The organism is Immundisolibacter sp., from assembly GCF_041625615.1.
Classification (GTDB): Bacteria; Pseudomonadota; Gammaproteobacteria; order Immundisolibacterales; family Immundisolibacteraceae; genus Immundisolibacter.
Genome location: NZ_JBFJTF010000013.1, coordinates 1 through 26,626 on the forward strand (window position 1 = coordinate 1; position 26,626 = coordinate 26,626).

The following is a 26,626-nucleotide window of genomic DNA, read 5'->3' on the forward strand; positions in this document are numbered from 1 at the left end:
CGGTCAGCAGGGGTACGGTCAGCACAAGTACACGTAGCTTCATGGTGGTGTCTCCGTGGGCAGCGGGGTCAGTCGTCGTAGCGGCTGTACTCGACCACGAAGCCGACCAGCCCGCCGTGCCCGTAGCCGTGATGCCCACACCCACGGTAGTGGCGATGGGACCAGTGCCGGCGCGGCGCGTGGTAGTAGCGGTGCGGACGGTGGTGCCAGCCGTGGCGATAGTGGTGGCCGCGGTCCCAGCGACGGTGCTCCCGGTAGTGCTGCTTGCGGTGGCGGTGATGGTCGGAGTAGTCGCGGTGATAGCGATACTCGTGTTGCTGGCCCAGGTGGCGTTCCCCGGCCTGCACCGGTGCCACGGCCAGCAGCGTGCCGGCCAGCGTCATGCCCAAAAACAGATTCTTCAGTACCCTTCCGGTTGCCATGGCAGTGTCCTCCAGGCCGCTTCGGACGGGGCCGATCCCCGTCTCGCGTGAAGCCACCTTAGGCGGCGCTGCCTGAACCCACGCTGAACGCCTCGGTCGCCACACCTGGAGTCCCAACCCATGCTCAAGCCGTTGTGCCTGTTGCTGTCGGTGATGATCGTCGCCGCCTGCGCCACCTCGCCGCTGGGTCGAAGTCAGTTGCAGCTGTTCTCGGACACCGAGGTGGCGCAGATGGGCCTGGCTGCGTACGACGAAATCCGCAAGAAGGAGCCGGTCGAGAGCGATCCGCGCGTGAATGCCTACGTGCGCTGCGTGGCGCGCGCCATCACGGCGGTGGTGCCCAGCACTGGCCAGGCGTGGGAAGTGACGGTGTTTCGCGATGAATCGGCCAATGCCTTCGCGCTGCCGGGCGGCAAGATCGGTGTCAACACGGGCCTGCTGAAGGTGGCCACGAATCAGCATCAGTTGGCCACCGTGGTCGGGCACGAAGTGGCGCACGTGCTGGCGCGTCACTCCGGCGAGCGGCTGTCCAACCAGACCCTGGTCGGCACGGGGCTGCAGGCGGTGCAGGCCATCGGCGGCAGCATGACGCCGGCCAAGCAGCAATTGATGGGCCTGCTGGGCGTCGGCGCGCAGGTGGGCGTGCTGCTGCCGTTCTCGCGCACGCAGGAGAGCGAGGCCGACCTGCTGGGCCTGGACCTGATGGCGCGGGCCGGCTTCGACCCGCGTCAGAGCGTTGCCCTGTGGCAGAACATGGCCCGCACCAACGGCGGCGGGCCACCGGAGTTTCTTTCCACCCACCCGTCACCGGGGGGGCGCATCGAGGCGCTGCAAGGCCGCCTGCCACAGGCCGTGTCGCTGTATGAGCAGGCCCGGGCGCAGGGGCGCCAGCCGGCCTGCCGGGTGCCCTGACGGCGCGTTCGCCTACACTTGGCGCCCCCGCGTCGGCGGGAAGCGCATCACAGGGAGGGGAACGTGGACGCGGACTTCATCATCGTCGGCGCCGGCTCGGCCGGTTGCGTGCTGGCCAATCGTCTGAGTGAAGGCGGCAGGTTCAGCGTGCTGTTGCTGGAAGCCGGCGCGGACGACAACAGCCTGATCGTGCGCATGCCCAAGGGCTTCGGCAAGCTGTTGTTCGACCAGCACCACGTGCGTCGTTTCGACACCGAACCGGAGCCGGGTAACGGCAACGAATCGGAATCCTGGCCGCGCGGACGCATGCTGGGCGGTTCCAGCACCGTCAACGGCATGTTCTACACCCGTGGCCAGCCGCAGGACTTCGAGGACTGGGCCGCTGCCGGCAACCCCGGCTGGGGCTGGTCCGATATCGGGCCCTGCTTCAAGGCCATGGAGGACCATGAACTGGGTGCCGACGAGGTGCGCGGCAGCGGCGGCCCGCTGCGCGTCAGTTGCCACCCGAACCCGCACCCGCTGTGCGATGCCGCCATCGCGGCCGGCAGCCGGCTCGGACTGCCGGTCAAGAACGACCTCAACCGGCCGGAGCAGGAAGGCATCGGCTACGTGCAGTTCACGATTCGCGACGGCCGGCGCGAGGACGCCGCGGCGGCCTTCCTGCGGCCGGTCATGAATCGGTCCAACCTGCGTGTGGTGACCGGCTTTCTGGCCGGTCAGGTGCTGTTCGAGGGCACGCGCGCGGTCGGCGTGGCGGGCACGCGCAATGGCCAGCCGCAGGTGTTTCGCGCCGCGCGCGAGGTGATCCTGGCCGGCGGCACGCTGCAGTCACCGCAGCTGTTGCAGTTGTCCGGTGTCGGCCCGGCCGAGCACCTGAAATCGCTTGGCATTGCGGTCGTGCACGACCTGCCCGGTGTCGGACAGAACCTGCGCGAGCATCGCATGATGGTGGTGCAGTTCCGCCTGCGCGCGCCGAGCAGCCTGAACGGCCAGTTCGGCGGCTGGCGGCTGGGGCGTAACGTGCTGCAGTACCTGCTTGCCCGCAAGGGCCTGATGGCCACCGGGTCGCACGACGTGGTGGCCTTCGTGCGCACCCGTCCGGAGCTGACGCGGCCGGATGCCGAACTGGTGATGGCGCCGTTTTCGTTGCAGCCCGGGCGCCTGTCCATGGCGTTTGAAAAAGAGCACGGCATCCAGGTCTTCGGCTACCAGCTGCGCCCGGAAAGTCAGGGCAGCGTCATGATCACCAGCCGCGATCCGGCCGCCGCGCCGCGCATCCGTTCCGGTTACTTCACCGCCGAGGAAGACCGCCTGATGAGCGGACGCATCCTGCGCTACATCCGCGCGCTCGCGTCGCAGGCGCCGCTGGCGGACCTGCTGGTGGGCGAGACCAGCCCCGGCCCGGCGGTGCACAGCGACGAGCAGGCGCTGGCCTTCCACAGCGAGTTTGGTGGGCCGGTGGCGCATCCGGCCGGTACCTGCAAGATGGGCCACGACCCAATGGCCGTGGTCGACGCGCGCCTACGCGTGCACGGCCTCAGCGGTCTGCGGGTGATCGACTGCTCGATCATGCCAACCCTGGTTTCGGCCCACACCAATGCGGCGACCATGGCGCTGGCCTGGCGCGGCGCGCAGCTGGTGATGGAAGATCACGCCGTGCGCTGAGGCCCGGTACGTGCCACCTAGTCGGGTTGCGGCGTCTGATCGCGGCCGTGGTGGGTGACCAGTACCGGGCAGCTGGCCAGGCGCACCAGCTTTTCGGTGACGCTGCCGACCAGGTGTTTCAGCCCCGAGCGGCCGTGCGTGGCGATGATGATCAGGTCGGCCTGTTCCTCGCGGGCGAGGGCGGCGATCTCCTGCGCCGGGCGGCCAAACCGCACGACGTAGCGGGCCTTTGCACCCTGGTCCACGTGGGTCTGTGTCAGTTCGCGCAGGTTTGCTTCGGCGCGGGCCGCCACCCGCTGTTCATACCCGTGCGACTCGGTCAGGTCCGGCGCGAACGGCGGTGGCTCGGCGACGTACGTCAACACCAGTTCGGCACCGAAGGTTTGGCCGAGGCTTGCGGCATAGGACAGCGCGCCGAGCGCCGGGTCAGAGAAATCCAGGGGGACGACGATGCGGCGGATTGCGACCTGTTGCATGGCGTTTCTCCCGGCGCTCGAGCGCCTTGTCTGATGTTCTGATCGTGATTGAGCAGTCTGGGCGCTGCGGCGGCGTCCCGGCAAGTGTGGCGAGTGATCGGCGTCAACCGCTCAGCACATCTGCGCTCGCAGGCGCGCCTGCAGGGGGCTGCTGCGCGGAAAGTGCGCCAGCAGGAACTCCATCTGGTCGGCCAGGATGCGCCGGCCGCGCAGGTACACGTACTCCGCGTGGGTCGGGATGAACGGGATGGCCAGCAGTTGCAGGCCGGCCTGCTCGGGCGTGCGGTCGGCCTTGTGGTTGTTGCAGCGCTTGCAGGCGGTCACCACGTTGGCCCAGGTGTCGCTGCCGCCGGTGCTCAGTGGGCGCACGTGGTCGCGCGACAGGTCGCGGGCCTGGAACTGTCGGCCGCAGTACAGGCAGGTGTGGCCGTCGCGTTTGAACAGCGCCGGGTTGTTCAGCGGTGGAGAGTAGGTCTGGCGGCTGCGCCGCAGCGCCGACTGGTCGCCGGTGGTGGCGATGATGGAGTTGACCTCAACCACGCTGCGCCGGCCACTGGCGGCGTTGGTGCCGCCACGGATGCGGTACATCGGTGTGCCACAGGTGTAGGCGACGTGGCCGAAGTGATACAGGCGCACGGCGGTCTGATAGTCCACCCATTCCAGCGGCATGCCGGAAACGTCGGTGCGCAGCACCTGCTGGGCAAGCTGTTGTGTCATTTACATCCCCGTCGGTACTGGCACCCGGCGATAAAAACGCGCTATCAACATAGCTTGATCAGCGATTATGTAGCTGGTATTGCGGCGTCCGGCAAGCAAAAGCGTGTCGCAACTGCGGTGGGCAGGCGGTGGGCTAAAATTACCGGCCCTGTCCGTCGAGTCCGGTTTCGATGTCCTACAAGCATGGCCGGCGCGCCCGCGCCGTCACCTCCGTGGTGGATGGCATGTCGCCGTCCACACCGGTACCGGGGATGCGGGCCGACGATCGCCTCGGCGTGCATTACGCCCTCACCCTCGCGCGCGGCGAACGGGCCGCCGACAAGGCAGCGCAGATCGCCTTCGAACAGACCGTCGAGCTGCCGCCGGACCTGGTGCCGCCGGCGCTGGCCGAGCGCATGGTCGGACGGGTCGAGGTCCTGCACGAGCGCGGGCCACGGCAGGCGCGGCTGACGCTCAGCTACGGCCCGGACAGCATCGGCGACGACCTGCCGCAGTGCCTGAACCTGCTGTTCGGCAACATCTCGCTCAAGCCGGGCATCCGCATCACGGGTATCGACTGGCCGGCGCCGTTGCTGGCTCACCTGGGTGGGCCGGGTCACGGCGTGGCGGGACTGCGGGCGCTGACCGGCGCGCCGCGGCGGCCGTTGCTGTGCACGGCACTGAAGCCGATGGGGCTGTCGGCGGTGCAGCTGGCCGAACGCTGCGAGGCATTTGCCCGCGGTGGCATCGACATCATCAAGGACGACCACGGGCTCAGCGATCAGCCGGCGGCGCCGTTCGCCGAGCGCCTGGCGCGTTGCCAGGAGGCGGTCAGCCGCGCCAACGCGCAGGCCGGCACCGGGGCACTGTACTTTCCCAACGTGACCGCACCGGCCGGGGAGCTGCCCGGGCGCCTGGCGGCCGCCCGCGCGGCCGGCTGTCGCGGGGTGCTCATCAGCCCGTGGCTGGTCGGTCTGGACACGCTGCGGCAGATTCGCGACACCTACGGTCTGGCCGTGCTGGCCCATCCGGCGCTGACCGGCAGCCTGTTCGCACGCACTGCCGGTATCGCGCCGGAGGTGGTGCTGGGTGACCTGTTTCGCATCGCCGGCGCGGACGCGGTCATCTACCCGAACAGCGGCGGCCGGTTCAATTTTTCGCTGGCAACCTGCGAGCGCATCAATGCCCATCTGCGCCGGCCGTTGGGCGCTGTGCGCGCGGCCATGCCGGCCCCGGCCGGCGGCATGGATGTGTCACGCGTCGGCCACTGGACGCGTCGCTACGGGCCGGACACGCTGGTGCTGATCGGCGGCAGCCTGTACGCACAGGGCGACCTGGAGCGGGCGGCGGCGGCCTTGCGCGCGGCCGTTGAGGAGCCATTCACATGAACGAAAGTCAATCACGCGTGCTGCGCGGCGAGCAGTTCACCTGGCCGCAGGTGCCGCTGCGTGTCTACAAGAACGATGGCAGCCCGCACCGGGACATCACCCGCCGCACGCTGCTCGGCGAGGGCGGGGGCGAGGAAGCGCTCGATGCGCTGGTGCGCTACTTCGAGATCCAGCCGGGCGGCTACTCGACCCTGGAACGGCATCAGCACCCGCACGCGGTGGTGGTGCTGCGCGGCAGCGGCACGGTGATCCTGGACCGTCAGGTGACGCCGGTGACGGCCGGCGACTGCGTGTACGTGGCGCCGCAGTGCTTTCACCAGTTCCATGCCGATGCCGGTGAGGTGCTGGGTTTTCTGTGCGTGGTCAGCCGCGAGCGTGACCGGCCGGTGCTGCCGACCGAACAGGAGCTGGCGCGTCTTCGCGAGGAACCGGCGGTGGCCCGCCTGCTGCGGGTCTGAAGCACAAAAAACCCCGCCGGCAGGGCCGGCGGGGTTCGTCTGCATGCCGGGCCGGGTGGCCCGGAACGCGGTCAGCGGGTGATGTAGTCGCTGTGGATCCAGCCGCTGCGGCCGTTGACGTCCACGGCCCACCAGGCACCCTGCTTCTCGCCGGTCGGCGACACCGGCGTGCCCTTGGCCACGGTCATGACCACCGGTGACTGGGTGGACGGGCCGGAGCGCATGTTGACGTCCGCCAGCGTCATGTAGCCGGAGGCCGATGGCCGCGTCGCCGCCGGGCGGGTGGCCTGCACCTGGGCGACCAGCTTGTTGTGGGCGTCCAGGAAGGCGGCTGCCACGATCTTGCCGATGTCGGTGCTGGCATAGGCGCCGCCGGCGGCGCCGACGATGCCGCCGAAGCCCAGGCCACCGAAGCCGATGTCGCGCTTGCTGGCGCTGCCCTCGGCGGCGGCTTCCTGCACGCCGGTGCGCACATTGGTCAGGAACAGCGTGGTTTGCGCTTCCATGTTGGTCCAGCGGATGCCGCCGGCGATGGCGCCGCCGATGCCCGGGATGAGCGCGCCCAGTCCGGCACCGCCACCGCCGGCGTTGGCGTCCTTGAAGACCACGTTCGGCGTGATCAGGAAGTCGGCCGCCTTCATCTGCCCGGCACCCATGTTGCTGCCGCTTTGCAGTTCGCCGGCAGCCGCCATGGCGCGCTCGCGCTGCAGGGCGCTGCTGGCCTGGCCGCGGTCGACCACCTGGAAGCAGTTGCTCTGCGCCATCATGATGCGCAGCAGCGGGATGGGGCTGGTCAGACCGGCCTGGGCCAGCATCGGGTTGTCCTGTTCGATCAGGGCCGCGGTGCCGATGGGGGCGGCGCAGCGCGTCAGCTGCGGGGCAGCGCCCTGGGTGCCGGCGGCGCCGGCCGAGCCGGTCACCATGCTGCCGCCGCCGCCGAGCTGCGTCTGCGTCGAGGCGCAGCCGGCCAGTGCCAGGGCGGTCATACCCAGCAGGCCGCAGGTGAGGTTTTTCTTGAACATGCGATCTCCCCGAATGGCTAGATAAGCGCGGACCGCGAATATACCTAAGCGGCTGCGTCCTGACGTGTATGTTCCATCACATACGCACCACGATCTTGCCAAAATGCCGGCCGGACGCCATGTGTTCGAATGCGGCGCGGATGTCGTCGCGCTCGAACACGCGGTCGATGACCGGTTCGATGCGGTGGCTGGTGATGGCGCGGTTCATGGCCTCGAACATCTCGCGCGGCCCGACGAACACGCCGTGCAGACGCAGGCCCTTCATCAGTACCGGCCGCAGGTCCATTTCCGTGGCGTTGCCGGCGAGCACGCCGATCACCGTGACGGTACCGCCCAGGCGCGCCACGTTGATGGACTTGCCGATGGTGCCGGCGCCGCCGACCTCCACCACCTGGTCGACACCGGCCTTGTCGGTCAGCGCCATGACTGTCTTGTCCCAGTCCGCATCACTGGCGTAGTTGATGCCGTGATCGGCCCCCAGCGCCTTGGCGCGTGCCAGCTTCTCGTCGCTGCTGGAGGTGATGATCACGTTGGCGCCGGCCGCCTTGGCGAACTGCAGGGCAAACAGCGACACGCCGCCGGTGCCCAGCGCCAGCACCGTGTCGCCGGGCTTCACCTGCCCCTGCACGACCACCGCGTTCCAGGCGGTGACACCGGCGCACGGCAGCGTGGCGGCCTGCTCGAACGACAGGTGCTCCGGGATCGGCAGCAGGCCGTCCTCGTCGAGCACCACCAGCTCGGCCGCCATGCCGTCGTTGGGGCCGCCCAGGGTGGAGCCGCGGGCGGCCGGCGTGGGTTCGCCGCCGAGCCATTTCTGGGCAAAGATGGCCGTCACCCGATCGCCTTCCTTGAACCGCCGCACGCCGGCACCGACCGCCACCACCTCGCCGGCGCCGTCGGACAGCGGCACCAACGGCAACTTCTGGCGCGGGTTGTACTTGCCCCGTACGGTCATCAGGTCGCGGTAATTCAGTGACACGGCGCGCACGCGCACCAGCACCTGGCCGGGGCCGGGCTGCGGATCGGCGCGCTCGACAACGGCCAGCTGTTCGACGCCAAATTCCCGAATCTCGATCGCCTTCATCAGCGCATGCTCCTGTTGGCAGTTTGGTGTTGCGTTTGGACGCGCCGACCGGCGCTGGGCCGATCGATTATAGCGATCGGCCCCGGTAGGCTTTTCGTGGTCGGCGCCTGTGCCATCATTGGCGCGCTGCAGGGCGGCACATGGCGGTCCTGTGGCGTGTGCCTGGGCATTTCCGTGGGGTAAGCAATGAATCGACGTTTTGTGCGCCTGGTCGCATGCGTGCTGTGCCTGTCGCTATGGTGGCCGGCAGTGGGCACGGCCGGTCAGGCCGAGGAGGACAGGCTGCGGTCGGCCGCGGACGTACTGCACCAGCTCGCCGAGATCCCGGAGAACGCCGTCCCGCCGAGTTTGTTGGCCGACGCCTACGGCATTGCGGTCATCCCGGGCGTCATCAAGGCCGGCTTCGTGGTCGGCGGCCGTTGGGGCAAGGGCGTGGTGGCGGTGCGGCAGAATGGCGCCTGGAGCAACCCGGCGTTCATCACGCTGGCCGGCGGCAGCGTCGGCTGGCAGATCGGTGCCCAGTCCACCGACATCATCCTGGTCTTCAAGACCCGCCGCGGGGTGGAGAACCTGGCCAGTGGCAAGGTCACCCTGGGCGGCGATGCGGCCATCGCCGCGGGTCCGGTCGGCCGGCAGGCATCGGCCGCCACCGACGCGCAGCTCAAGGCGGAGATCTATTCCTACTCGCGCAGCCGCGGCCTGTTTGCCGGCATGGCGCTGGAAGGCGCCGTGCTGCAGCCGGACGATGGCGCCAACGCCGCGGCCTACGGCGGTAACGTGTCGTCGTGGGACGTGTTCGAGAATCGCGTGTTCACGACGCCGCCGCTGGCGCAGCAGTTCAAGCAGGCGTTGGCACAGTACGCACCGCCGCCACGGCGCTGATTCGCCGGTGCCGACGCAGGCCAGCCTGAGCGTCGACACCACCGGCCGCGTTCTCCATGCCCGCGGCGCGTGGACCGTGTGTGGCCTTGATGCGGTACAGGCGCACTGGCAGCGCTGGCAGCATGCCGGCAACTGGACACTCGATGTCAGTGGCATCGACGGCCTCGACACCGCGGGCGCCTGGGCGTTGCAGCGGCTCATCGACGCCGCCGCGGCGCGCCAGGCCCGGTTGCAGCTGACGGGCCTGTCGGCGCCGCACGCACAACTGCTGGAGTTGGTGCGCGCCCGTGCGCCACAGGCCGGTGCCGCGTTGCCGCGTCAGGCCGGTTGGCTGGAAGGGCTCGGTCGCATCGCGGCGGCCAAGTTCGGCGATGTGCTGGCGTTTCTGGATTTCGTCGGTCAGCTGGCGCTCGAAGGGCGCCGCCGCCTGCGCTGGGCGCGTCTGGTGCAGGAAATCGATGCCGCCGGCGTGCGGGCGCTGCCCATCCTCGGCCTGCTGGCGTTCCTGATGGGCGTGGTGGTGACCTATCAGGCCGGCGAGCCGCTGAAGACCTTCGGTGCCAACGTGCTGGTGGTGAACCTGGTGGGCGTCACCATGCTGCGCGAGATGGGGCCGCTGCTGGCGGCCATCATCGTCGCCGGGCGCACCGGGTCGGCCTACACCGCCGAGATCGGCACCATGCGCATCACCGAGGAACTGGACGCGCTGCGCAGCCTCGGCATCACGCCGCTGGAGATGCTGGTCATCCCCAAGCTGCTGGGCCTGTTGATCGCGCTGCCGCTGCTGACGCTGTATGCCTCGGCGCTGGGCATATTCGGCGGCATGGTGGTGGCCGACGGCCTGTACAACGTCGGCTATGCCGACTTCCTGCGTCGCCTGCCGGACACGTTCGCGCCCAGCACTTTCTGGGTCGGACTGATCAAGGCGCCGGTGTTCGCGCTCATCGTCGCCGCCGTGGCCTGCCATCGCGGCTTTCAGGTGACCCACAGCGCCGAGAGCATCGGCCGCGAGACCACGGTCAGCGTGGTGCAGAGTATCTTCCTGGTGATCATCGCCGACGCCGTGTTCTCGGTGCTGTTCCAGGTGCTTGGCCTGTGAGCGAGGCGCCGGCCATCGAGGCCCGTGCCCTGGCCACCCTGGCCGGCCCGCGGGTGCTGCACGAGAACATCGACCTGACCGTGCGGCGTGGCGAGGTCCTGGCCCTGGTCGGCGGCAGCGGGTCGGGCAAGACCGTGCTGCTGCGCACGCTGAGCCTGCTGCAGGCGCCGGCACAGGGCGGGCTGACGGTGCTGGGCGAGGACGCCACCGGCATCGACGGCCCGGCGCTGCGGGCGCTGCGCCGGCGCATCGGCATCCTGTTTCAGCACGGCGCGCTGTTCACCGGGTTGTCGGTGCTCGACAATGTGTGCCTGCCGCTGGCCGAGTACACCGGCCTGTCGGCGGCCAGTCGGCGCGACCTGGCCATGTTGCGCCTGGGTCTGGCCGGGCTGCCGCCGGACGCCGCCGGCAAGTTTCCGGGCGAACTGAGCGGCGGCATGATCAAGCGCGCGGCGCTGGCCCGGGCGCTGGCGCTGGACCCCGAACTGCTGTTCCTGGACGAACCGTCGGCCGGTCTCGACCCGGTGACGGCCGCCGGGCTGGACGAACTCCTGGGCGACCTGCGGGAACTGCTGGGACTGACCGTGGTGATGGTGACGCACGATCTCGATTCCATCGCCCGGGTCAGCGACCGGGTCGCCTACCTTGGCCGGGGTGCCTTGCTGGCGGTGGCGCCGGTGGCGGAGCTGGCGGCGTCCGAGGAGCCGGAGATCCGCGCCTACTTCGCCGCTGCCCCACGCGATTTCGGAGGTGCTGCATGCAGGCGCGGGTAGGTTACACGGCGGTCGGCGCCTTCGTGCTGCTGCTCGGCGCGGCGCTGATCGGCCTTGGGTTGTGGCTGGGCTCCGGCCGCGAGCGCGGCGAATTCCGCAGCTATTACGCCTACACCGAGGAGTCGGTGGCGGCGCTGAGCCCGTCGTCGGCGGTTACCTACCGGGGGGTCGATGTCGGCCACGTGGCGGGCATCGAACTCGACCCGGACGACCCCACGCGTGTGCGCCTGACCTTCAGCATCCGCGCCGATGCCCCGGTCAAGACCGACACCGTCGCCACCCTCGCCATGCAGGGGTTGACCGGCCTGGGCTCGGTCGAGCTGACCGGGGGCAGCCGCGCCGCGCCGCTGCTGCGCGAAACGCCGGGCAGCCGCTACCCGGTGATCCAGATGCAGCCGTCGCTGATGAACCGGCTCGACACGGCGCTGCGCCTGGCCATGCGCACGCTCGAACAGGTCAGCCAGCGGATGCTGGTGCTGCTGAACGAGGACAACACGCAGGCCATCGGCGCCATCCTTGCCAATGCCGAAACGATCAGCGGCACGCTGGCCGGGCAAAGCGCGCGCCTGGAGCGGACCCTGGCCGACATCGAGCGCATGGCGGCGGCCGGCGCCGAGGTCGGTGAGGCGCTGCCGCAGCTGGCGCCGCGCGTGCAGGCGGTGCTCGGCCAGACCGAACAGCTGCTGGGCGCGCTGCGCGAGAGCAGCGAGCAGGTCGGCAGCACCGCCCGCGACAGCCGCCGCCAGTTGCAGTACACCGGCGGTGTGCTGCTGCCGCAGGTGGAGCGCCTGGTGGACGACCTGGGCAGCGCCGCCGACAGCCTGAGCGAGCTCGGCGAGCGGCTCAACGCCAATCCGCAAATGCTGCTGCTGGGGCCGCCGCGGCGCGAACCCGGCCCGGGGGAAGACTGATGCGCCTGCTGATCGCTGCCGCCGTGCTGCTGGCCGGTTGCTCGCTGCCGGTGACGCCGCCGCCGGCCGACACCACCCATACGCTTGCCGTGCCGGCAAGCGCGCCGATGCCTGCCGCACTGCCCGCCCAGGCGACGCTGCAGGTGGCGTTGCCGACCGTGGCGCCCGGCTATGCCGGTGCGGCCATCGCTTACCGCACGGCGCCGCATGAGCTGCGCTACTACGCCCGTCAGCGCTGGGTGGACCGACCGGCGCGGCTGCTGCAGCAGGCCCTGCTCGACGGCCTGGCGGCCGGCGGGGCGCAGGTGATGGCGCCGGGCAGCGGTGCCCGGCCCGATTACCGCCTGCTGAGCAATCTGGTGCAGCTGGAGCAGGATTTCACCACCCAGCCCAGCCGGGTGCGCATGACGCTGCGGGTCCAGCTGGTGGACGTGAACCAGCGCCGGTTATTGGGCAGTCACACCCTGCGCCTGGAGCAGGTGGCCGCCAGTGACGATCCGGCCGGTGGTGTGGCGGCGGCCAACGTGCTGCTCCAGCAGGCGGTGCAGGAGGTGGCCGAGTTTTGCCGCCGTACGGTGGGCGGCTGAGACGGCGCGCGCCCAGTGTCGCCCGGTTTGCAACGGACCCCGTGGTACGGGCTCAGGCCGCGGGGCCTTCGGGGGCACCGAGCGCCGTCGTGGCCCGCGGCCGCCGGTGTCGGGCCGCCAGCAGTGGTCCTGTCAGGCACAGCGCGCTGGCGCACAGCGCGCCGTTGATGGCGACGACGACCGGCGGCTGGTCGATGCCGAAACGCCAGGCATGCACGCCGGCCAGCGCTACCAGGCAAAGCGCCAGCAGGCCGCGCAGCGGCACGGGCCCGAGGCGTCCGGGCAGGGCGCCGGCCGCCGCGGGCAGCAACGCGAGTGTCGCCAGCAACACGGCCTGTGCCGGGCCTTCGAGCAGCGCTGTCATGGCCGATGCCGCCAGCGCGATGGGAGTGCCCCACACCAGGCCGTCCCAGAGGCCGTTCACGACGCTGCGGTGATCGCGTCGGGCGAGCCAGATGTTGACGCCGGACACGCACACCCAGGCCAACGCCAGGCCCAGCACGCCATAGAGCAGCTTGCTGGCCCAGCCGCCGAAGTGACCGAAGTGCAGGCGATAGACGGAATAGGCGATCTGCCGCGCCAGCGGGCCGTCGGACAGGCCCTGGTGGCCCAGCGGCGTGCCGCTGGCATCGAAGCGGTAGATCTCGGAGTAGATCAGCCGGCCGGGCAGGGTGGCGCCGACTTCCACAAACTGCCGCTCGGTGCCGGGACGGTGGATCATCAGGTAGATCGGCGTGGCGTCGGGCGCGAGGCGGGCCATTTCGTCCAGCGTCTGCTGGAAGTCGATCTGTGGTGGTGCCCCCACGACCTGGATGTCGGCGCCGTACACCGAGGCAATCAACGCGTCCCGGTCGCCGTCGAACCAGCGCTCGGCGCCGGCGGCGACCAGCACGCCAATCAGGCCGAAGAAGGCGCCGGTCAGACCGAACATGAGAAAGAACGGACTGCCCCACACGCCGAGCCGGTTGTGCAGGTCGGTGTGGTGCAGTGCGTCGGAGCGGTCACGCCGCCAGCGGAACAGGTCCTTGACCAGGTTCGGGTGCGACAGCAGCCCGTTGAGGATCAGCGCGCACAGCAGCGCGCCGATGCTGCCGGTGACGATGAGCCCCGCGGTTTCCGGCAGCAGCAGCACGGTGTGCAGGTGCACCAGCAGGTGCGTCCAGCTGTCGGCGGGCGCCGCATCGAGCGTGCCGGACGACGTCACGTAGCGTTCGTGCCCGTCGGCGGACAGGCGCATGCGCGGCAGGCTGGCTGACGGCAGCGCGACAAACAGCTCGTCGGGTGGGGTTGCCGTCTCGGCCAGGAACCGGTCCACCGCGTGGGCGAGCTGCGGCGCCGAATGGGTGGGGGACTCGGGCAGTTGCGGCTGTTCCCAGCGTTCCAACGCCTCGTGGAACACGGCCAGCGCACCGCTGAGGCAGATGACATACAGCAGGCCGGCGAGTGTGAGTCCGAGCACCGAGTGTGCCCGTCGCAGACGCTTCACCTGTGCGCTGCGCAATGGCCAGCTCATGGCAGGCTCCCGGTCGGTAGCAGGGCGATGCCAAGTCCGGTCGCCAGGCACAGGCCGACCGCCGCGCGGCGTCGCGTCGTCAGGCACAGCAGGACCGTGGCCACCGCGGCCCACAGCAAAGGCAGCGTGAAGACGGCCGTGACCCATCGCGCGGCAGCCCCGGCGGGCAGCCAGTAGACGGCGTGCAGGCACAGGACCAGCGCCAGCGCAAAGGCGGCCGGGCCGACCAGCACGGCCGTGCCCAGGCCGCGCAGCACGGTCGCCAGGGTGGGCAGGGACGCGCGCCCTGGCGTTGGGATGGCCGTGTCGCGGCGGGCCGGTGTGGCGGCGTGTGCGATCAGCGCCCAGGCGCCGAGCGCGGTGACGCCGAGGGCGTAGATCACGCCGAACTCCGGGCCGACCGCTCGGACCCACAGCAGCAGCGCTGCCAGGCCGCAGCCGAGGCTCGCCAGCAGCCACCCGTGCCCGCGCCCGCGCCAGGCAAGCCACAGGCAGGCGCTGGCCACGGCGCCGAGGAGCACGGGCGCCACGGCGTCAGCGGGCACCGGGGCGGGCTCCGGGCCGGCCGCGGTGCGTGGCGGTCACCGCGATGGCGGCGCTTGCCGGGTGGCTGCCGCAGTTCACTGGAATTGGTACCGCACCGTGGCGTAGACACTGCGCCGGGCGCCGTAGAAGCAGTCGCCCCGGCTCAGGCACGAGGCCACGTAGGTGTCATCGGTGAGGTTCTGCCCGTGCAGGGTGTAGCGCCAGGGGCCCCGGTCCCAGGCCAGCATGCCGTCGAACAGCGTGACCGCGGGTGTGGTCGGCGCCCGTTCGTTGCGGTAGCTGCTGAAGTGCCGCGCGCCCAGCCCGGCGGTGAATCCCTCGAGGTTGGCCACGGTGAAGGGCACGCTGGCCCAGGCTGCGGCCTGGTGTTTGGGCAGCTGCTCGATGGCCGGGTCGGGGTCGATGTAGTTGTAGTGGGCGGCCAGGTCGATGCGGTCGAACACGCGGCCGACGAGCTCGATCTCGATGCCCCGGTTATGGATCTGGCCGGTCTGGACGGTGTTCAGGGGATGGACCGGGTCTGGTACCAGCTGGTTGGCCTCCTGAAGTTCGTAATAGGCCGCGTTGAACGCCCATTGCGCGTTGGGTGGCTGGAACTTGAAGCCGACTTCGACCTGCTCGCCCTCGAGCGGCCGGAAGCGATCGCCGAGCCGGTTGGTGCCGCTCACCGGCGTGAACGACTCGTTGTAGGCGACGTATGGCGCAAGGCCCATGTCGAAGCGGTACATCAGGCTGGCGCTGGTGCTGGTGGCCTGGCTGCGCTCGGTGTCCGCGCCTTGCAGTGCATTGCGCACGCGGTCACGCCGGATGCCGGCCGTGACAATCCACGGGCCCCAGGTGATGCGGTCTTGTGTGTAGCCACCCACGTGGCTGAGGGTGCTGCGCGGCACGCCGGTCAGGGCCGGTGGTGTGTACGGCGGGTACTGCGGATCGAAGACGTCGATGTTCGGGACCGTGCCGCCAAGACCCATCGGGCGGTCGAAGGCGTTTTCGGCGGTGCTGCGGTGGCGCGCGTAGTCCAGGCCCAGCAGCACCTGGTGTTGCAGGGGACCGGTGGCAAACTGGTATTCGAGGTGGGTGTCACTGCCCCATACCCGGCTGCGCCGGTCCTCGAACCACCCGGAGCGGCCCACCACGCGCCGGTCCGGGTCCAGGAACGAATTGCCGGGATTGGAGAAGGCGTCGACGTACAGGGAGGCGTATTCGACCTCGTTGTACGCGTAGCGGGTGGCGTGGCGCAGGGTCAGGGCATCGCTGAAGCGGTGCGACAGCAGCACGCCGGCCTCGGTGCGGTCGGAGTCGTAGTGATCGCCGGGGTTGCCGATGAAGCGGTCGGTGGGGATGTAGCCGTTCGGGTTGCGGGTGACCGTGCCTTCCCAGGGAAAGAACTGGGCCGTGGAGCCGGAGCGGTCGCGCTGGTGCAGGGTCTGGAACGTGACGGCAGTGTCGGCGCTGGGCTCCCAGGTCAGCGACGGAGCGACCAGCAGGCGGTCATCATCCACCTGGTCCACCTGGGTTTCGGCATCGCGGCCCACCGCGATCAGGCGGTACATCCAGGTCGCGTCGTCGTTCAGCGCGCCGGTGAGGTCGGTCTGGAACTGGCGCCGGCCGAAGGAGCCGAACTGGATCGCCACCTCCTGTCGGGTCTCCGGCAGCGGACGCTTGGAAACCAGGTTGACCAGGCCGCCGGTGGTGCCCTGGCCATACAGCATGGAGGCCGGCCCGCGCAGCACTTCGATGCGTTCGAGCAGGTACGGGTCCACCCGGGTGTTGGAGGTGTAGAACCCGCTCAGCTGGCGGCGCAGGCCGTCCAGATACTGGGTCGGAGCGGCGCCGCGGATGCGCGCGCTGTCGGTACGCGAGTCGAGTCCGTAGGCGTCCGAGCGCACCCCGGCCACGTAATTGAGTGCATCCTGGAGGTTGGTCGCGCCCTGGTCCTCGATGCGTTGGCGCGTGACCACGCTGATGGACTGGGCGGTTTCCGCCAGGGGCGCGTTGGTCTTCGTCGCCGTGGCCGAGGTTTCGGCGTGGTATCCGGTGTCGGGTCCGACGGGGCTCGGTTCAGGCGCGCTGGCCTCGACGGTCACGCTGGGCAGGTGGGTTTCGGTGGCGCCCACGGGCCCACACGACAGCGAAACGGCGGTCGCCAGGGCGCTGCAAAGGGGGGTTCGAATACGACGAGTCGCCATGGGGTCTCCCTGGAGTGGATTCCTGGCTGGCTCGTCACGGCGGCTGGCTGGAAGTGAATAATAATCATTCGTATTTTATTGGCCGTCAGTCGCCGTTTCAAGATCGAAATCGCGGCCGGCGGTGCGACCTTTTTCGGGCCATGTGTGTCGGGCAGGCAGGTTCGATCGCCGCCCCGAAAAGGGCCCGGGGTGGCGCCGGACAGGGGTCAGTCGGTCGTGACGCGCGGGTCGGTGACGAAGCCCACGCGGGTAAGCCCGGCCGCGGCGGCCGCGCCCATCACGCGGGCCACCTCGCGATAGGGCACCGCGCCATCGGCATGCAGGCGCAGTTCGGGTTGCGGCTGGCGCGTGGCAGCGTCGGCGAAGCGGGCGGGAAGTGCTTCGTCGGTCAGGGGCTGGCCGTTCCAGTACGCCTGACCCTGGGCGTCGAGCGACAGTTCGACGACTTCGGCGTCGGTCGGTACCGGCGCGCTCTGGGCCTGCGGCAATTCCACGCGAACGGCGTGGGTCAGCAGCGGGGCGGTGACGATGAAGATCACCAGCAGCACCAGCATCACGTCGATCAGCGGGATCATGTTGATTTCCGCCTGCGGGGTCTGGCGACCGCCGGCGCCGAGGCTGCCGAAGGCCATCAGGCCGCCTCCGCCGCAGGCCGCGGTTGCGTGCGCGACGCGGGCACTACCTGCGCGGCCGACGGACGGGTGCCGGTCGACATGAAGGTGAACAGCTCGTGCGCGAAGCCGTCGAGCGCGGCCAGCAGCAGGCGGTTGCGACGGGCGATGGCGTTGTAGGCGAGCACGGCCGGTATGGCCACGGCCAGGCCGAGCGCGGTCATGATCAGTGCCTCGCCCACCGGGCCGGCCACCTTGTCGAGGCTGGCCTGGCCGGTCATGCCGATCGCCAGCAACGCGTGGTAAATCCCCCACACGGTGCCAAACAGGCCAACGAACGGTGCCGACGAGGCCACCGAGGCCAGCGCCGTCTGCCCGTACTCGAGGCGCGTGGTGTCGTGTTCGATGGCGCGCTGCAGCGCGCGGTCCAGGAATGTTTCCGCCGACACGGATTCGAGCAGTCGCTGGTCGGAGCGGGCGCGGTACTGGCGCATGGCGGCGAGCCCGTGCTGCGCCAGGCGACAGAACGGTTCGTCGGTGCCGTGCTGGCGCACACAGTGCTCTGCCTGGCCGAGGTCGGTGGCCTCGCGGAACGCCGCCAGAAACGCGCGGCTGCGGCGCGCCATGCGCCAGTTCCAAAGCGCCTTGCCAATGATCAGGTACCAGCTGGCAAGGGACATTGCCAGCAATACCGCCAGCAGAAAGCGGCCGACGCCGTCGGCGTGGGCGAGGAAATGGCCGATGCCGAGAGTCTGTTCCATGGTTATCAGCTCCGCAGGTTGAAGGCGATGGGTACCAGCACCCAGGCGCCGACCGGTTCCGCGCCCCGACGTGCCGGCTCGAATCGCCAGCGTCGTATCGCCGCCTCGGCCGCTTCATCGAGCCGGCGGTAGCCGCTCGACTCACGCAGCTGAATCGTTGCCGGTGCCCCTTCGCGATCCACGAACACGCGCATCAGCACGCGCCCTTGCTCGCCGCGGCGTCGCGACAGCGGCGGGTAGGCCGGTGCCGGGTTATTGAGGTAGGCGGCATCGAAGCGGGGCGCGGTCAGCGGTGACGTCGCGGCGTCGGCTGCCGGCGCCGCAGGCCGCGTCGCCGACGGCGTCACCGATGGCGTGGCGGGCGGCGTTGCCGTGGGCGGCGCCTCACCTGGCGGCTCGGGTGGGTGTGCGGGCGGCGGTTTCCGGGTGGATCGCCTGGCCGGTGTGCGTGGCGCTGGCGCCGGCCGTTGCTGGGACGGGACGGGCTTCGCGGTGTCAGGCGGCGGCTCGGGCGCGGCGACCGCCGGCGTCGGCGGCGCGGGTTCTGTCGCGAGGGCGGGTGCCGCCGGCGCCGGCAGAAGGCTGATTTCGAGCAGGGCCGGTGCCTTCGGCTGACTGGCCGGTGGCTGCTGCAACACCACCCAGGCTCCGAGCGCGTGCAGCGCCACGGCGCCGCTGGCACCCAGCAGCACGTCGCGCCGCGGCAGTCCCGAGCGGAGCGCGCGCGGCATGCCGTCAGGCCGTCAGTATCAGCTTGTTGGCGGCGGTCAGGCGCAGGCTGTACTCGCGACCGGCGTGCACGATCGCCACCCGCCGGGTGCCGGCGAACAGCTGTTCGCTGTCATACCGTGGAACCGGGTCGACCTTGGGCAGAGCGGCGGCCGAACGTCGGTCAGGGGCCGGACGGGTGGGACGGGGTGAACCTGGCGGCATGTTCGTGTCTCGGTTGAGTGAAACGCCGCAAGACGATAACGAGAACGCGAACGATTCGCAACAACATATTTATCAGCCGGGCCGCCGGAGCCCGGGTGCGGCTCGCCGGCTTCTTGCTGGCGGTTCGGGAAGGGGCGCAGCACGCGCGTCGACCGGCATGCGCGCCGGTCGGACCGGGGCGCGGTGCTACAGGTTTTGCAGGTAACCCGGTCCCAGCCGGCGCATCTGGTTGAGCACCCAGCGCTGGCGTTGGCGCAGGTAGTCGGACGGCGCGTCCACGTGCAGGAGGGAAGGCGACGGCAGCACGGCCGCCAGCAGGGCTGCCTGCTCGCGGCTGAGCTCGGCGGCCGAGCAGTCGAAATAGGTCTGTGCGGCGGCTTCCACCCCAAACACGCTGCCGCCGAACTGGGCGATGTTCAGGTACACCTCGAGAATCCGCTGCTTGGGCCACAGCAGCTCCAGCAGGCCGGTGAAGTACAGCTCGATGCCCTTGCGCAGCCAGCTTTGTTCGCGCCACAGGAACAGGTTCTTGGCCGTCTGCTGGGTGATGGTGCTGGCCCCGCGGGGGCGGTCACGGTACTGGTTGTCGCGGATGGCGCGGCGGATGCCGGCCAGATCGATGCCCCAGTGCTGGCCAAAGCGCTGGTCCTCGGCCGCCACCACCGCCAGCGCCATGGCCGGCGCGATGCGCTCGTAGTCCACCCACTGGTGCGGGTAGGGATAAAAACCATAGCCGGCCTGCAGCGCCACGATGCGGTTTTGCAGGATGAACGAGCTGGTCGGCGGCGGCAGCCAGCGCAGCGCCAGCACGGTGCCGGCGGTCACGGCAACCCAGATCAGCAGCGTGTAGGCCAGCGCCCGGCGCAGCCAGCGCAGCGGTCGACGGCGGCGCCTCACAACCAGCGTCGGACCCGGCTGCTGTAATCGGCGTAGTCGGTGCCGAAGCGCCAGCGAAGATGGGCCTCCTCGCGGGCGATCACCAGGCGCTGCATGACCGGCAGCACCCAGGCCAGCATCAGCAGCACCCAGGTGCTGCCGGCCAGCAGGGCGACGCCCACCTGGAACAGGGTCAGGCTGACGTATATCGGGTTGCGGCTGAAGCGGAACGGCCCGCTGCTGACCAGGCGGCTGGCGGCGCGGTGCGGGTTCAGGGTGGTCTCGTGCCGGCGCAGCTCGCGCAGGCACCAGGCGAACACCAGTACCGCCAGCACGATCAGCACGGCGCCCAGCCCGAAGCGCACAACGCCGCCCGGTACCGGCCACGGCAGCGGGCGCTCCAGCCACAGGCCCAGGCCGATGGCGACCAGGTACAGGATGGGTGGTGGAATCGGTACGCGCGGCTTCTCGTCGCTCATTGATCGGCTCCGGGGATCAGCAGGATCTTGCCGGTGGTGCGCCGGGCGCCCAGGTCGGCGATGGCGGCCGGCGCCTCGCGCAGCGGCCGGCGCTGCGACACCAGCGGGGCGATGGCGTTTTTTTGCCACAGCTCGAACAGGCTGGCCATCTGTGCCGCCGCGGCGGTTCGGTTTCGCCGCCGCCATGGCCCCCACACCACGCCGACCGCGGACAGCTCCTTCAGCAGCAAACGGTTGGCGGGAATCTGTGGGATGGCGCCGGCGGCGAAGCCGACGATCAACAGCCGCCCGCCGACCGCCAGCAGGCGCAGCGCGGCGGCGGTGTAGTCGCCGCCGACCGGGTCCAGCACGGCATCCACGCCGCGGCCGCCGGTGGCCGCCTTGACCTGCTCGACCCAGTCCGGGGCGGTGTAGTCGAAGGCCTGCGCGGCGCCGTGCTGGCGCGCCAGGGCGCACTTGTCGGCGCCGCCGGCGGCGGCCAGCACGTTCAGCCCCAGTGCCTTGCCCAGCTGCACGGTGGCCAGCCCCACCCCACCGGCGGCGGCCAGCACCAGCAGCGTCTGGCCCGGTTCGAGTCGGCCGCGTTCCAGCAGCGCGTGGTGGGCAGTGCCGTAGACCACCGGCAGGGCGGCCGCCGTGGGCAGATCCACGGCAGCCGGCACGCGCGACAGGTCGGCCGCGTCGACGCAGGCGTATTCGGCGAAAGCCCCGTAGCTGACCAGTCCGCACACGCGCTCGCCGAGCGCCAGATCGGTATCACCGCCGACGGCGTCTACCGTGCCGGACAGCTCCACGCCGGGCGCGAACGGCAGCGGCGGGCGCTCCTGGTAACGGCCGCCGATCATCAGCGTGTCGAGGAAATTGAGCGCGGCGGCCGCCACCTTGACGCGCACCTGGCCGGGGCCGGGCTGCGGCAGTGGCAGGTCGGCCCACTGCATGTCGTCGGGTGTGCACCAGTCGTGAACCAGCCAGGCTTTCATGATGTTCGGTATCCCGCGGACTGAATGAACGGCGCCGCGGCCGGCCGACTCAGGCCGCCAGCGACGCGAAAGGCTGCGGCCGGACCCGGAAGCAGGCCGCGTACAGCGCCGGCACGAACAGTACGGTCAGCACCGTGGCCAGCGCGAGGCCGCCCATCATGGCATAGGCCATCGGTCCCCAGAAGGGATCGGTCAGCAGCGGCAGCAGGGCCAGGATGGCCGCCGCGGCGGTCACCACGATGGGCCGGAAGCGGCGCACGGTCGACTCGATGACCGCCTCGTAGCGGCTCAGGCCCGCCGCCACGTCCTGGCGTATCTGGTCCACCAGGATCACCGTGTTGCGCATGGTGACGCCGGCCAGCGCCAGCACGCCCAGCTGCGCCACCAGCCCGAGCGGCAGGTCCACGGCCCACAGCGTGAACAGCACGCCGATGATGCCCAGCGGGGCGGTGGCCAGCACCAGCGCGGTCAGGCCCAGGTGCTGCAGCTGCAGCATCAGCAGGGTGATGATGGCGACCAGGATGATCGGCACGACGGCGCCCAGGGCGGCGTCCACCTCGGCGCTGAGCTCGCCGATGCCGCCGATCTCCAGGTGGTAACCCAGCGGCAGCCCGGCACGGAGGGTGTCCAGTTGGTCGGCGAGTTGCGCGTCCACGTCCAGCGGCTGCACGAACCAGGGCAGGTCGGCGTACACCATGACCGCCGGCTGGCGGTTGTAGCGGGTGAACACGCCGTCCTCCACCGCCAGCTCCAGCCGTGCCAGCTGGCCGAGCGGCAGGCTGGTGCCGTCGGCCAGCGGTACCGGCACGTTCGGCAGGTAGCCCAGGCGCGTGCGTTCGTCCTCGGTCAGGCGCAGTACCACGTCGATGGTCTCGTCGCCGTCGCGCAGCTGCGTCACCGGCTGCCCCGACAGCAGCATGTCGAGCGACTGTCCCAGCCGCTGCCCGGACAGGCCCAGCGCCGCCAGGCGGGCGTGGTCGAGCTGTACCTGCACCGTGCTCACCGGGCCACGCCAGCTCAGGTACACGCCGCGTGTCTGCGGGTGCTCCTGCACCGCGGTGCGAAGCTGCGCCGCGATCCCGCGCAGGCGTTCCTTGTCCGGTCCGGTGACGCGGTATTCCAGGGACGAGGGCGCCGGCATGCCGAACGGAAACGCATTCACCCGCGCGCGGGCGTGCGGCAGTTCCCGCGCGATGCGCGTTCGCAGTGCCTCGCGCAGGCGGTCGCGCGTGTGGCGATCGGTGGTCAGGACGTAGGTCTTGACCACGTTGTGGGCCGGCAGCTCGATCCACAGGTCGGTGAAGATGCGTGGCGTGTCCATGCCGACGTAGCTCACCCAGCGCTCGATGCCCGGCTCCTGTTCGAGCAGGCGGTCGATGTCCCTGGCCAGCGCCTCGCTGGCGGTGAACGCGCTGTTCTCCGGCAGCCAGGTTTCGACGATCAGGTCCGGCCGGTCGGTGAGCGGGAAGAACTGCTTCTCCACCTGCCGCCCGGCCAGCGCGGCCAGCGCGCTCAGGCCCGCCACGGCCGCCAGCAGTGCCCAGCGGTGATCGACGCAGCCGCGCACCACGGCGCGCAGGCGCCGGTAGAACGGCGTGTCGTACACCTCGTCATGGTGGGCCACGCGTGCCGGCAGCATGCGGTACGCCAGGTACGGCGTGAACAGCACCGACACCAGCCAGGACACCAGCAGCGCCACCGCGATGACGCCGTACAGGCCGAACATGAACTCGCGCAGCGCCGTCTTGGCCAGCGCAATCGGCATGAAGCCGGCGATCATCACCAGCGTGCCGGTCAGCATTGGCAGGGACGTACTGGTGTAGGCGGCGCTGGCGGCGTGGAAACGGTCCAGGCCCTGGCGCATCTTCACCAGCATCATCTCGACGATGATGATGGCATCGTCCACCAGCAGGCCGAGCGAGATGATCAGCGCGCCCAGCGAGATGCGCTGCAGGTCGATGTCCAGCAGCGTCATGGCGACGAAGGTGGCGCCCAGCACCAGCGGAAAGGCGGTGGCCACCACCAGGCCGGAACGCAGGCCGAGCGTGGCGTAGCTGACCAGCAGCACGATGCCGATGGCCACCGCCAGCTTGAGCAGGAACTTGTTCAGCGTGTGGGTGACCACCTGCGGTTCGTCGGCCACCAGCGTGGCCTGCACGCCCACCGTGAGGCCGGCCTCCAGGCGCTGCATCAGGGCCACGACGTCGCGGCGCAGGTCCACCACGTTGCCGCCGGCGGCCATCGAGATGGCCAGGCCGACCGCCGGGTGGCCGTTGACGCGCATCAGCTGTTCGGCCGGATCCTGGTAGCCGGCCGACACCTCGGCCAGGTCGCCGAGCGTCAGCAGGCGGCCGTCGGCGGCCTGCACCGGCACCCGGCGCACATCGTCCACGTTGGTGAACTGGCCGCTCAGGCGCAGGCGCAGGCGGCCGTCGATGTGCTCGATGCTGCCGGCCGCCTGCACGGCGTTGTGCGCGGCGATGGCCTCGGTCAGCGCCAGCGGGCTGACACGCAGATTGCCCAGCCGGGCCGTCGACAGGTCGACGTATACCCGCTGTGGCTGGGCGCCGATCATGACCACTTTCTCGACGATCGGCAGGCGCAGCAGTTCCTCGCGCAGCCAGTCGGCCTGGTCCTTGAGTTCGGCGTAGTCGAAGTCGTCGCCCCAGACGCCGTACACCAGCGGATACACGTCGCCGAACTCGTCGTTGAAATACGGCCCGCGCACGCCCGGCGGCAGGGTGTGGCGGATGTCGCCCACCTTCTTTCGCACCTGGTACCACAGCTCCGGCACCACCTCCTTGGGGTTCGGCAGGCTGTTTTCCAGGTTGACCCAGATCCATGCCTCGCCGGGCTTGGCGGTGCTGATCAGACTGTCCAGGTGCGGGGTGTCCTGCAGCTTGCGTTCGATCTTGTCGACCACCTGCTGCTCGATCTGCTCGGCGGTGGCGCCGGGCCAGAACACGCGGATCGGCATGGCGCGCATGGTCCAGTCCGGCATGTCGGTCTGGCCGAGGCGGAAGAACGCCACCGTGCCGGCCAACAGGATCAGGCCGATCAGGTACGCCGTCAGCGTCGGTCGACGCAGGCCCCATTCGGCCAGGTTGTAGCGTGTCATGCGCGGTGGCTCAGGGCAGGCTGACGGCCTGCCCGGCGTGCAGGTCGTGCACGCCGGCGGTCACCACCCGGTCGCCGGGCCTCAGTCCGCCGGACACGGTGAGCAGATCGCCCTGCGGCGCACCCAGCTGCACCGGCTGCAGGCGCACGGTGTGGCCGCCGTCGGCGCCGGTGTCGACCACCCATACCGCCGGCTGCCCGTCGTCATGCGTGTGGATGGCGCTGGCCGGCAGTGCCGGCTGCGGTGCCGGAACCGTGACATGCACCGTGGCGCTCATGCCAAGCCGCGGCCGGGGGCCGTCGGCCACTGCCGGCAGGCTGGCGCGTACCCGGTAGGTGCGGCTGGCGCCGGCCGCCTGTGGCGCGACTTCGCGCACCTGTGCCGTCAGGGGCTGTTCCGGCGCTGCCCACAGCGTCACCGTCAGCGTGTCCGGCAGCCCGGGGACGAGGTGCTCGGGCACGTCGAACACCGCCTCCAGCTCACCGGCACGGGCCAGTTCGACGGCGGCCTGTCCGGCCGTGACCACCTGCCCGAGCTCGACCGCGTGGTCGGTCACCACGCCGTCCGCCGGGGCGCGCAGGGTGGTGTAGTCGAGCGCCCGGCGCGCGAGTTCGAGTTGCGCCTGCAGGGCGCGCCGCTGGGCGCGCAGGTTCTGCTCCTGAAAAGTCAGGCGGTCGAACTCGGCCTGGCTGACGAAGCCCTTCGGCCGCAAATCCTGCGCCCGGCGCAGCGCGGCAACGGCATCCGCGTGCTGCGCCTCGGCGGCCGTCAGGCGGGCGGCCAGGTCGCGCTCGCGCAGGCGTGCGTCGGTGGCATCCAGGCGGGCCAGCACGCTGCCGGCGGCGACCCGGTCGCCGATCTCCACGCGCCGTTCGGTGATCCGGCCGGGCACCTCGAACGCCAGCGCCAGCGTGTGCCGGGCCGCGACACGGGCAGCGTACGAGTGGGTGTGGGTGGTGTCGTTCGCGGCGGGCACCTGCACCGTGCGTACCGGCCGCGGCGGCGGCGTGGAATCGGGGGCAGGAGCGCAGGCGGCGAGCAGGACACCGGCGCACAGCAGCGCCGCAATACGTGTAATTATGATCATTATTCCGCGCGGTCCCTCGCGAGGGGCGCGGTAGGGTAGCACGCCGCCAGTAGTGACGTTTGGCCTGATCAGGCGTGTTCGGGGGCGCGGATTTCGCCTGTCACGATGCCGTGGGTCGACCGCACCGGCGGCAGCCCGCAGCGGCGCTTGGGGTGCCCGGGTCGGGCCGCATGGGGCACCAACGCCGGTCGGTCCGCGCTAGAGCCCCAGGCCCGCCACGGCGGCGCCGATGTCATCCACCACGTCCGTGCCCGATGCGAGGCGTTGCTCGTCGCCGGCGCGGTATTTGCCGGTCCTGACCAGTACGCCGCGCAGACCGGCGGTGACCGCGCCGTTGACGTCGGATTCCACGTCGTCGCCGATCATCACCGCCTCGGTCGGGCGGCAGCCGGTGGACCGGACGGCGGCGGTGAACAGGGCAGGCGCCGGCTTGCCCATCAGCTCGGCCGTGACGCCGGCGGCGTATTCGAGCGCGGCGACGAAGGGGCCGGCATCCAGCGACAGGCCGTCGGCATCCTGAAAGTAGCGGTTGCGGCCGAGCGCCAGCAGGGGGGCGCCGGCATGGAGCAGCCGAAACGCCCGGTTCAGGCCGGCGTAGCCGAAGTGCTCGCCGGCATCGCCCACCACCACGGCGTTCGGCGCGTCGGTGTCGAGGCCGGCGAAGTCGGGCATGAGGTCGGGGTGGATCAGCAGCAGCGGGCGCAGGCCGCGTTCGAGCAGCGCGCCGCGCGCGGCGGCGGTCGGCGTGAACAGTTCCTCGGCGGCGATGTCCAGGCCCCGGCCGGCCAGCGCCTGCAGCAGGGCGGTGTGGCTCTGGCGTGTGGTGTTGGTGACGAAGCGCAGGGGCAGGCCGCTGGCGCGCAGGCGCGCCAGCGCCGCCTGCGCGCCCGGCAGCAGGCGCGGGCCTTCGTAGAAAACGCCGCCCAGGTCGAGCAGCACGGTGCGTGGCGTGATCATGCGAGCCTCCCGCCAGCCGGGCTGGCGCTGCCGTCGCCTCCTTCAGGCCCGATCGATTCTAGTGATGATGTCCCGCGCTGTGCGCTGCCGGCGCGTGGCTGGCCGGCATGGCGCCGTGCGGCAGGGCGCCGACCACCGTCCACAGGCCGAACAGCGCCAGCAGCACACCGGCCGCCCGCTGGCCCACGCCGCCGCGCAGCC

The 26,626-nt window shown here is 70.6% G+C and carries 27 protein-coding genes; 9 read left to right on the forward strand and 18 right to left on the reverse strand.

What is annotated here, in order from left to right; genetic code table 11:
* Positions 1 to 68 precede the first annotated feature (68 nt).
* Positions 69 to 422 (reverse strand): hypothetical protein, encoded by a 354-nt coding sequence (locus tag ABYX71_RS01945; RefSeq protein ID WP_372694386.1) that lies wholly within the window; start codon positions 420 to 422, stop codon positions 69 to 71.
* Between the two features lie 120 nt (positions 423 to 542).
* Between ABYX71_RS01945 and ABYX71_RS01950 the strand changes: the two genes are divergently transcribed.
* Both ABYX71_RS01950 and ABYX71_RS01955 read left to right on the forward strand, forming a co-directional pair.
* Positions 543 to 1,334, forward strand: coding sequence for a M48 family metallopeptidase (locus ABYX71_RS01950; protein WP_372694388.1), 792 nt, complete (start codon positions 543 to 545; stop codon positions 1,332 to 1,334).
* A 63-nt stretch (positions 1,335 to 1,397) separates the two neighbouring features.
* On the forward strand, positions 1,398 to 2,999 hold the full coding sequence (locus ABYX71_RS01955; RefSeq protein WP_372694390.1) for a GMC family oxidoreductase: 1,602 nt from the start codon (positions 1,398 to 1,400) through the stop codon (positions 2,997 to 2,999).
* A gap of 17 nt (positions 3,000 to 3,016) precedes the next feature.
* Here ABYX71_RS01955 and ABYX71_RS01960 read toward each other — a convergent pair whose 3' ends face one another.
* Entirely contained in the window at positions 3,017 to 3,475 is a 459-nt protein-coding gene (locus tag ABYX71_RS01960; RefSeq protein ID WP_372694392.1) for a universal stress protein, read from the reverse strand.
* Positions 3,476 to 3,586: 111 nt separating this feature from the next.
* Positions 3,587 to 4,192 carry an HNH endonuclease gene (locus ABYX71_RS01965; RefSeq protein WP_372694394.1) on the reverse strand — a complete coding sequence of 202 codons (606 nt, stop codon included), beginning with the start codon at positions 4,190 to 4,192 and terminating at the stop codon, positions 3,587 to 3,589.
* Positions 4,193 to 4,362: 170 nt separating this feature from the next.
* On the opposite strand from ABYX71_RS01965, the gene ABYX71_RS01970 reads away from it, so the two are divergent.
* Positions 4,363 to 5,559: a RuBisCO large subunit C-terminal-like domain-containing protein gene (locus ABYX71_RS01970; RefSeq protein ID WP_372694396.1), complete on the forward strand. Its 1,197-nt coding sequence runs from the start codon at positions 4,363 to 4,365 to the stop codon at positions 5,557 to 5,559.
* Positions 5,556 to 6,017 (forward strand): cupin domain-containing protein, encoded by a 462-nt coding sequence (locus ABYX71_RS01975; protein ID WP_372694398.1) that lies wholly within the window; start codon positions 5,556 to 5,558, stop codon positions 6,015 to 6,017. The genes ABYX71_RS01970 and ABYX71_RS01975 overlap by 4 nt, the downstream gene beginning before the upstream one ends.
* Before the next feature lie 71 nt (positions 6,018 to 6,088).
* Here ABYX71_RS01975 and ABYX71_RS01980 read toward each other — a convergent pair whose 3' ends face one another.
* On the reverse strand, positions 6,089 to 7,039 hold the full coding sequence (locus ABYX71_RS01980; protein ID WP_372694400.1) for an SH3 domain-containing protein: 951 nt from the start codon (positions 7,037 to 7,039) through the stop codon (positions 6,089 to 6,091).
* A gap of 76 nt (positions 7,040 to 7,115) precedes the next feature.
* A complete protein-coding gene (locus ABYX71_RS01985) occupies positions 7,116 to 8,123 on the reverse strand; it encodes an NAD(P)-dependent alcohol dehydrogenase (protein ID WP_372694403.1) in 1,008 nt (335 codons plus the stop codon).
* A gap of 186 nt (positions 8,124 to 8,309) precedes the next feature.
* Between ABYX71_RS01985 and ABYX71_RS01990 the strand changes: the two genes are divergently transcribed.
* From ABYX71_RS01990 to ABYX71_RS02010, 5 genes are read left to right on the forward strand one after another with little or no spacing between them, the layout of a single operon-like run.
* Positions 8,310 to 9,005, forward strand: a complete 696-nt coding sequence (locus tag ABYX71_RS01990) for a lipid-binding SYLF domain-containing protein (RefSeq protein WP_372694405.1) — start codon at positions 8,310 to 8,312, stop codon at positions 9,003 to 9,005.
* Positions 9,006 to 9,012: 7 nt separating this feature from the next.
* A complete protein-coding gene (locus tag ABYX71_RS01995) occupies positions 9,013 to 10,104 on the forward strand; it encodes an MlaE family ABC transporter permease (protein WP_372694407.1) in 1,092 nt (363 codons plus the stop codon).
* Entirely contained in the window at positions 10,101 to 10,877 is a 777-nt protein-coding gene (locus tag ABYX71_RS02000; protein WP_372694409.1) for an ABC transporter ATP-binding protein, read from the forward strand. The genes ABYX71_RS01995 and ABYX71_RS02000 overlap by 4 nt, the downstream gene beginning before the upstream one ends.
* A complete protein-coding gene (locus tag ABYX71_RS02005) occupies positions 10,862 to 11,788 on the forward strand; it encodes an MlaD family protein (RefSeq protein WP_372694411.1) in 927 nt (308 codons plus the stop codon). The genes ABYX71_RS02000 and ABYX71_RS02005 overlap by 16 nt, the downstream gene beginning before the upstream one ends.
* The gene (locus ABYX71_RS02010; RefSeq protein ID WP_372694413.1) at positions 11,788 to 12,375 is read left to right on the forward strand and encodes an ABC-type transport auxiliary lipoprotein family protein; all 588 of its coding nucleotides are present in this window, start codon (positions 11,788 to 11,790) and stop codon (positions 12,373 to 12,375) included. Before ABYX71_RS02005 ends, ABYX71_RS02010 begins: the two co-directional genes overlap by 1 nt.
* A 52-nt stretch (positions 12,376 to 12,427) precedes the next feature.
* Here the strand turns inward: ABYX71_RS02010 and ABYX71_RS02015 are convergent, their stop codons facing one another.
* The 13 genes from ABYX71_RS02015 to ABYX71_RS02075 form a co-directional block, all read right to left on the reverse strand.
* Positions 12,428 to 13,888: a PepSY-associated TM helix domain-containing protein gene (locus ABYX71_RS02015; protein WP_372694415.1), complete on the reverse strand. Its 1,461-nt coding sequence runs from the start codon at positions 13,886 to 13,888 to the stop codon at positions 12,428 to 12,430.
* A complete protein-coding gene (locus tag ABYX71_RS02020) occupies positions 13,885 to 14,433 on the reverse strand; it encodes a hypothetical protein (protein WP_372694417.1) in 549 nt (182 codons plus the stop codon). Before ABYX71_RS02020 ends, ABYX71_RS02015 begins: the two co-directional genes overlap by 4 nt.
* Before the next feature lie 75 nt (positions 14,434 to 14,508).
* A complete protein-coding gene (locus ABYX71_RS02025) occupies positions 14,509 to 16,551 on the reverse strand; it encodes a TonB-dependent siderophore receptor (RefSeq protein ID WP_372694419.1) in 2,043 nt (680 codons plus the stop codon).
* A gap of 278 nt (positions 16,552 to 16,829) precedes the next feature.
* Positions 16,830 to 17,255, reverse strand: a complete 426-nt coding sequence (locus tag ABYX71_RS02030; protein ID WP_372694421.1) for an ExbD/TolR family protein — start codon at positions 17,253 to 17,255, stop codon at positions 16,830 to 16,832.
* Complete coding sequence (locus ABYX71_RS02035) at positions 17,255 to 17,995, reverse strand: MotA/TolQ/ExbB proton channel family protein (protein WP_372694423.1); 741 nt, start codon at positions 17,993 to 17,995, stop codon at positions 17,255 to 17,257. Before ABYX71_RS02035 ends, ABYX71_RS02030 begins: the two co-directional genes overlap by 1 nt.
* Before the next feature lie 5 nt (positions 17,996 to 18,000).
* Positions 18,001 to 18,726 (reverse strand): energy transducer TonB, encoded by a 726-nt coding sequence (locus tag ABYX71_RS02040; protein ID WP_372694425.1) that lies wholly within the window; start codon positions 18,724 to 18,726, stop codon positions 18,001 to 18,003.
* A gap of 4 nt (positions 18,727 to 18,730) precedes the next feature.
* Positions 18,731 to 18,928, reverse strand: a complete 198-nt coding sequence (hemP, locus tag ABYX71_RS02045; protein ID WP_372694427.1) for a hemin uptake protein HemP — start codon at positions 18,926 to 18,928, stop codon at positions 18,731 to 18,733.
* Between the two features lie 186 nt (positions 18,929 to 19,114).
* Complete coding sequence (gene mtgA, locus ABYX71_RS02050; RefSeq protein WP_372694429.1) at positions 19,115 to 19,825, reverse strand: monofunctional biosynthetic peptidoglycan transglycosylase; 711 nt, start codon at positions 19,823 to 19,825, stop codon at positions 19,115 to 19,117.
* The gene (locus ABYX71_RS02055) at positions 19,822 to 20,283 is read right to left on the reverse strand and encodes an isoprenylcysteine carboxylmethyltransferase family protein (protein ID WP_372694431.1); all 462 of its coding nucleotides are present in this window, start codon (positions 20,281 to 20,283) and stop codon (positions 19,822 to 19,824) included. The genes mtgA and ABYX71_RS02055 overlap by 4 nt, the downstream gene beginning before the upstream one ends.
* Positions 20,280 to 21,263 carry an NADPH:quinone oxidoreductase family protein gene (locus ABYX71_RS02060; protein WP_372694433.1) on the reverse strand — a complete coding sequence of 328 codons (984 nt, stop codon included), beginning with the start codon at positions 21,261 to 21,263 and terminating at the stop codon, positions 20,280 to 20,282. Before ABYX71_RS02060 ends, ABYX71_RS02055 begins: the two co-directional genes overlap by 4 nt.
* A 49-nt stretch (positions 21,264 to 21,312) precedes the next feature.
* Entirely contained in the window at positions 21,313 to 24,381 is a 3,069-nt protein-coding gene (locus ABYX71_RS02065) for an efflux RND transporter permease subunit (RefSeq protein WP_372694435.1), read from the reverse strand.
* A 10-nt stretch (positions 24,382 to 24,391) separates the two neighbouring features.
* The gene (locus ABYX71_RS02070) at positions 24,392 to 25,468 is read right to left on the reverse strand and encodes an efflux RND transporter periplasmic adaptor subunit (RefSeq protein WP_372694437.1); all 1,077 of its coding nucleotides are present in this window, start codon (positions 25,466 to 25,468) and stop codon (positions 24,392 to 24,394) included.
* A 198-nt stretch (positions 25,469 to 25,666) separates the two neighbouring features.
* Positions 25,667 to 26,425: a TIGR01458 family HAD-type hydrolase gene (locus tag ABYX71_RS02075; protein WP_372694439.1), complete on the reverse strand. Its 759-nt coding sequence runs from the start codon at positions 26,423 to 26,425 to the stop codon at positions 25,667 to 25,669.
* Positions 26,426 to 26,626: the final 201 nt, after the last annotated feature.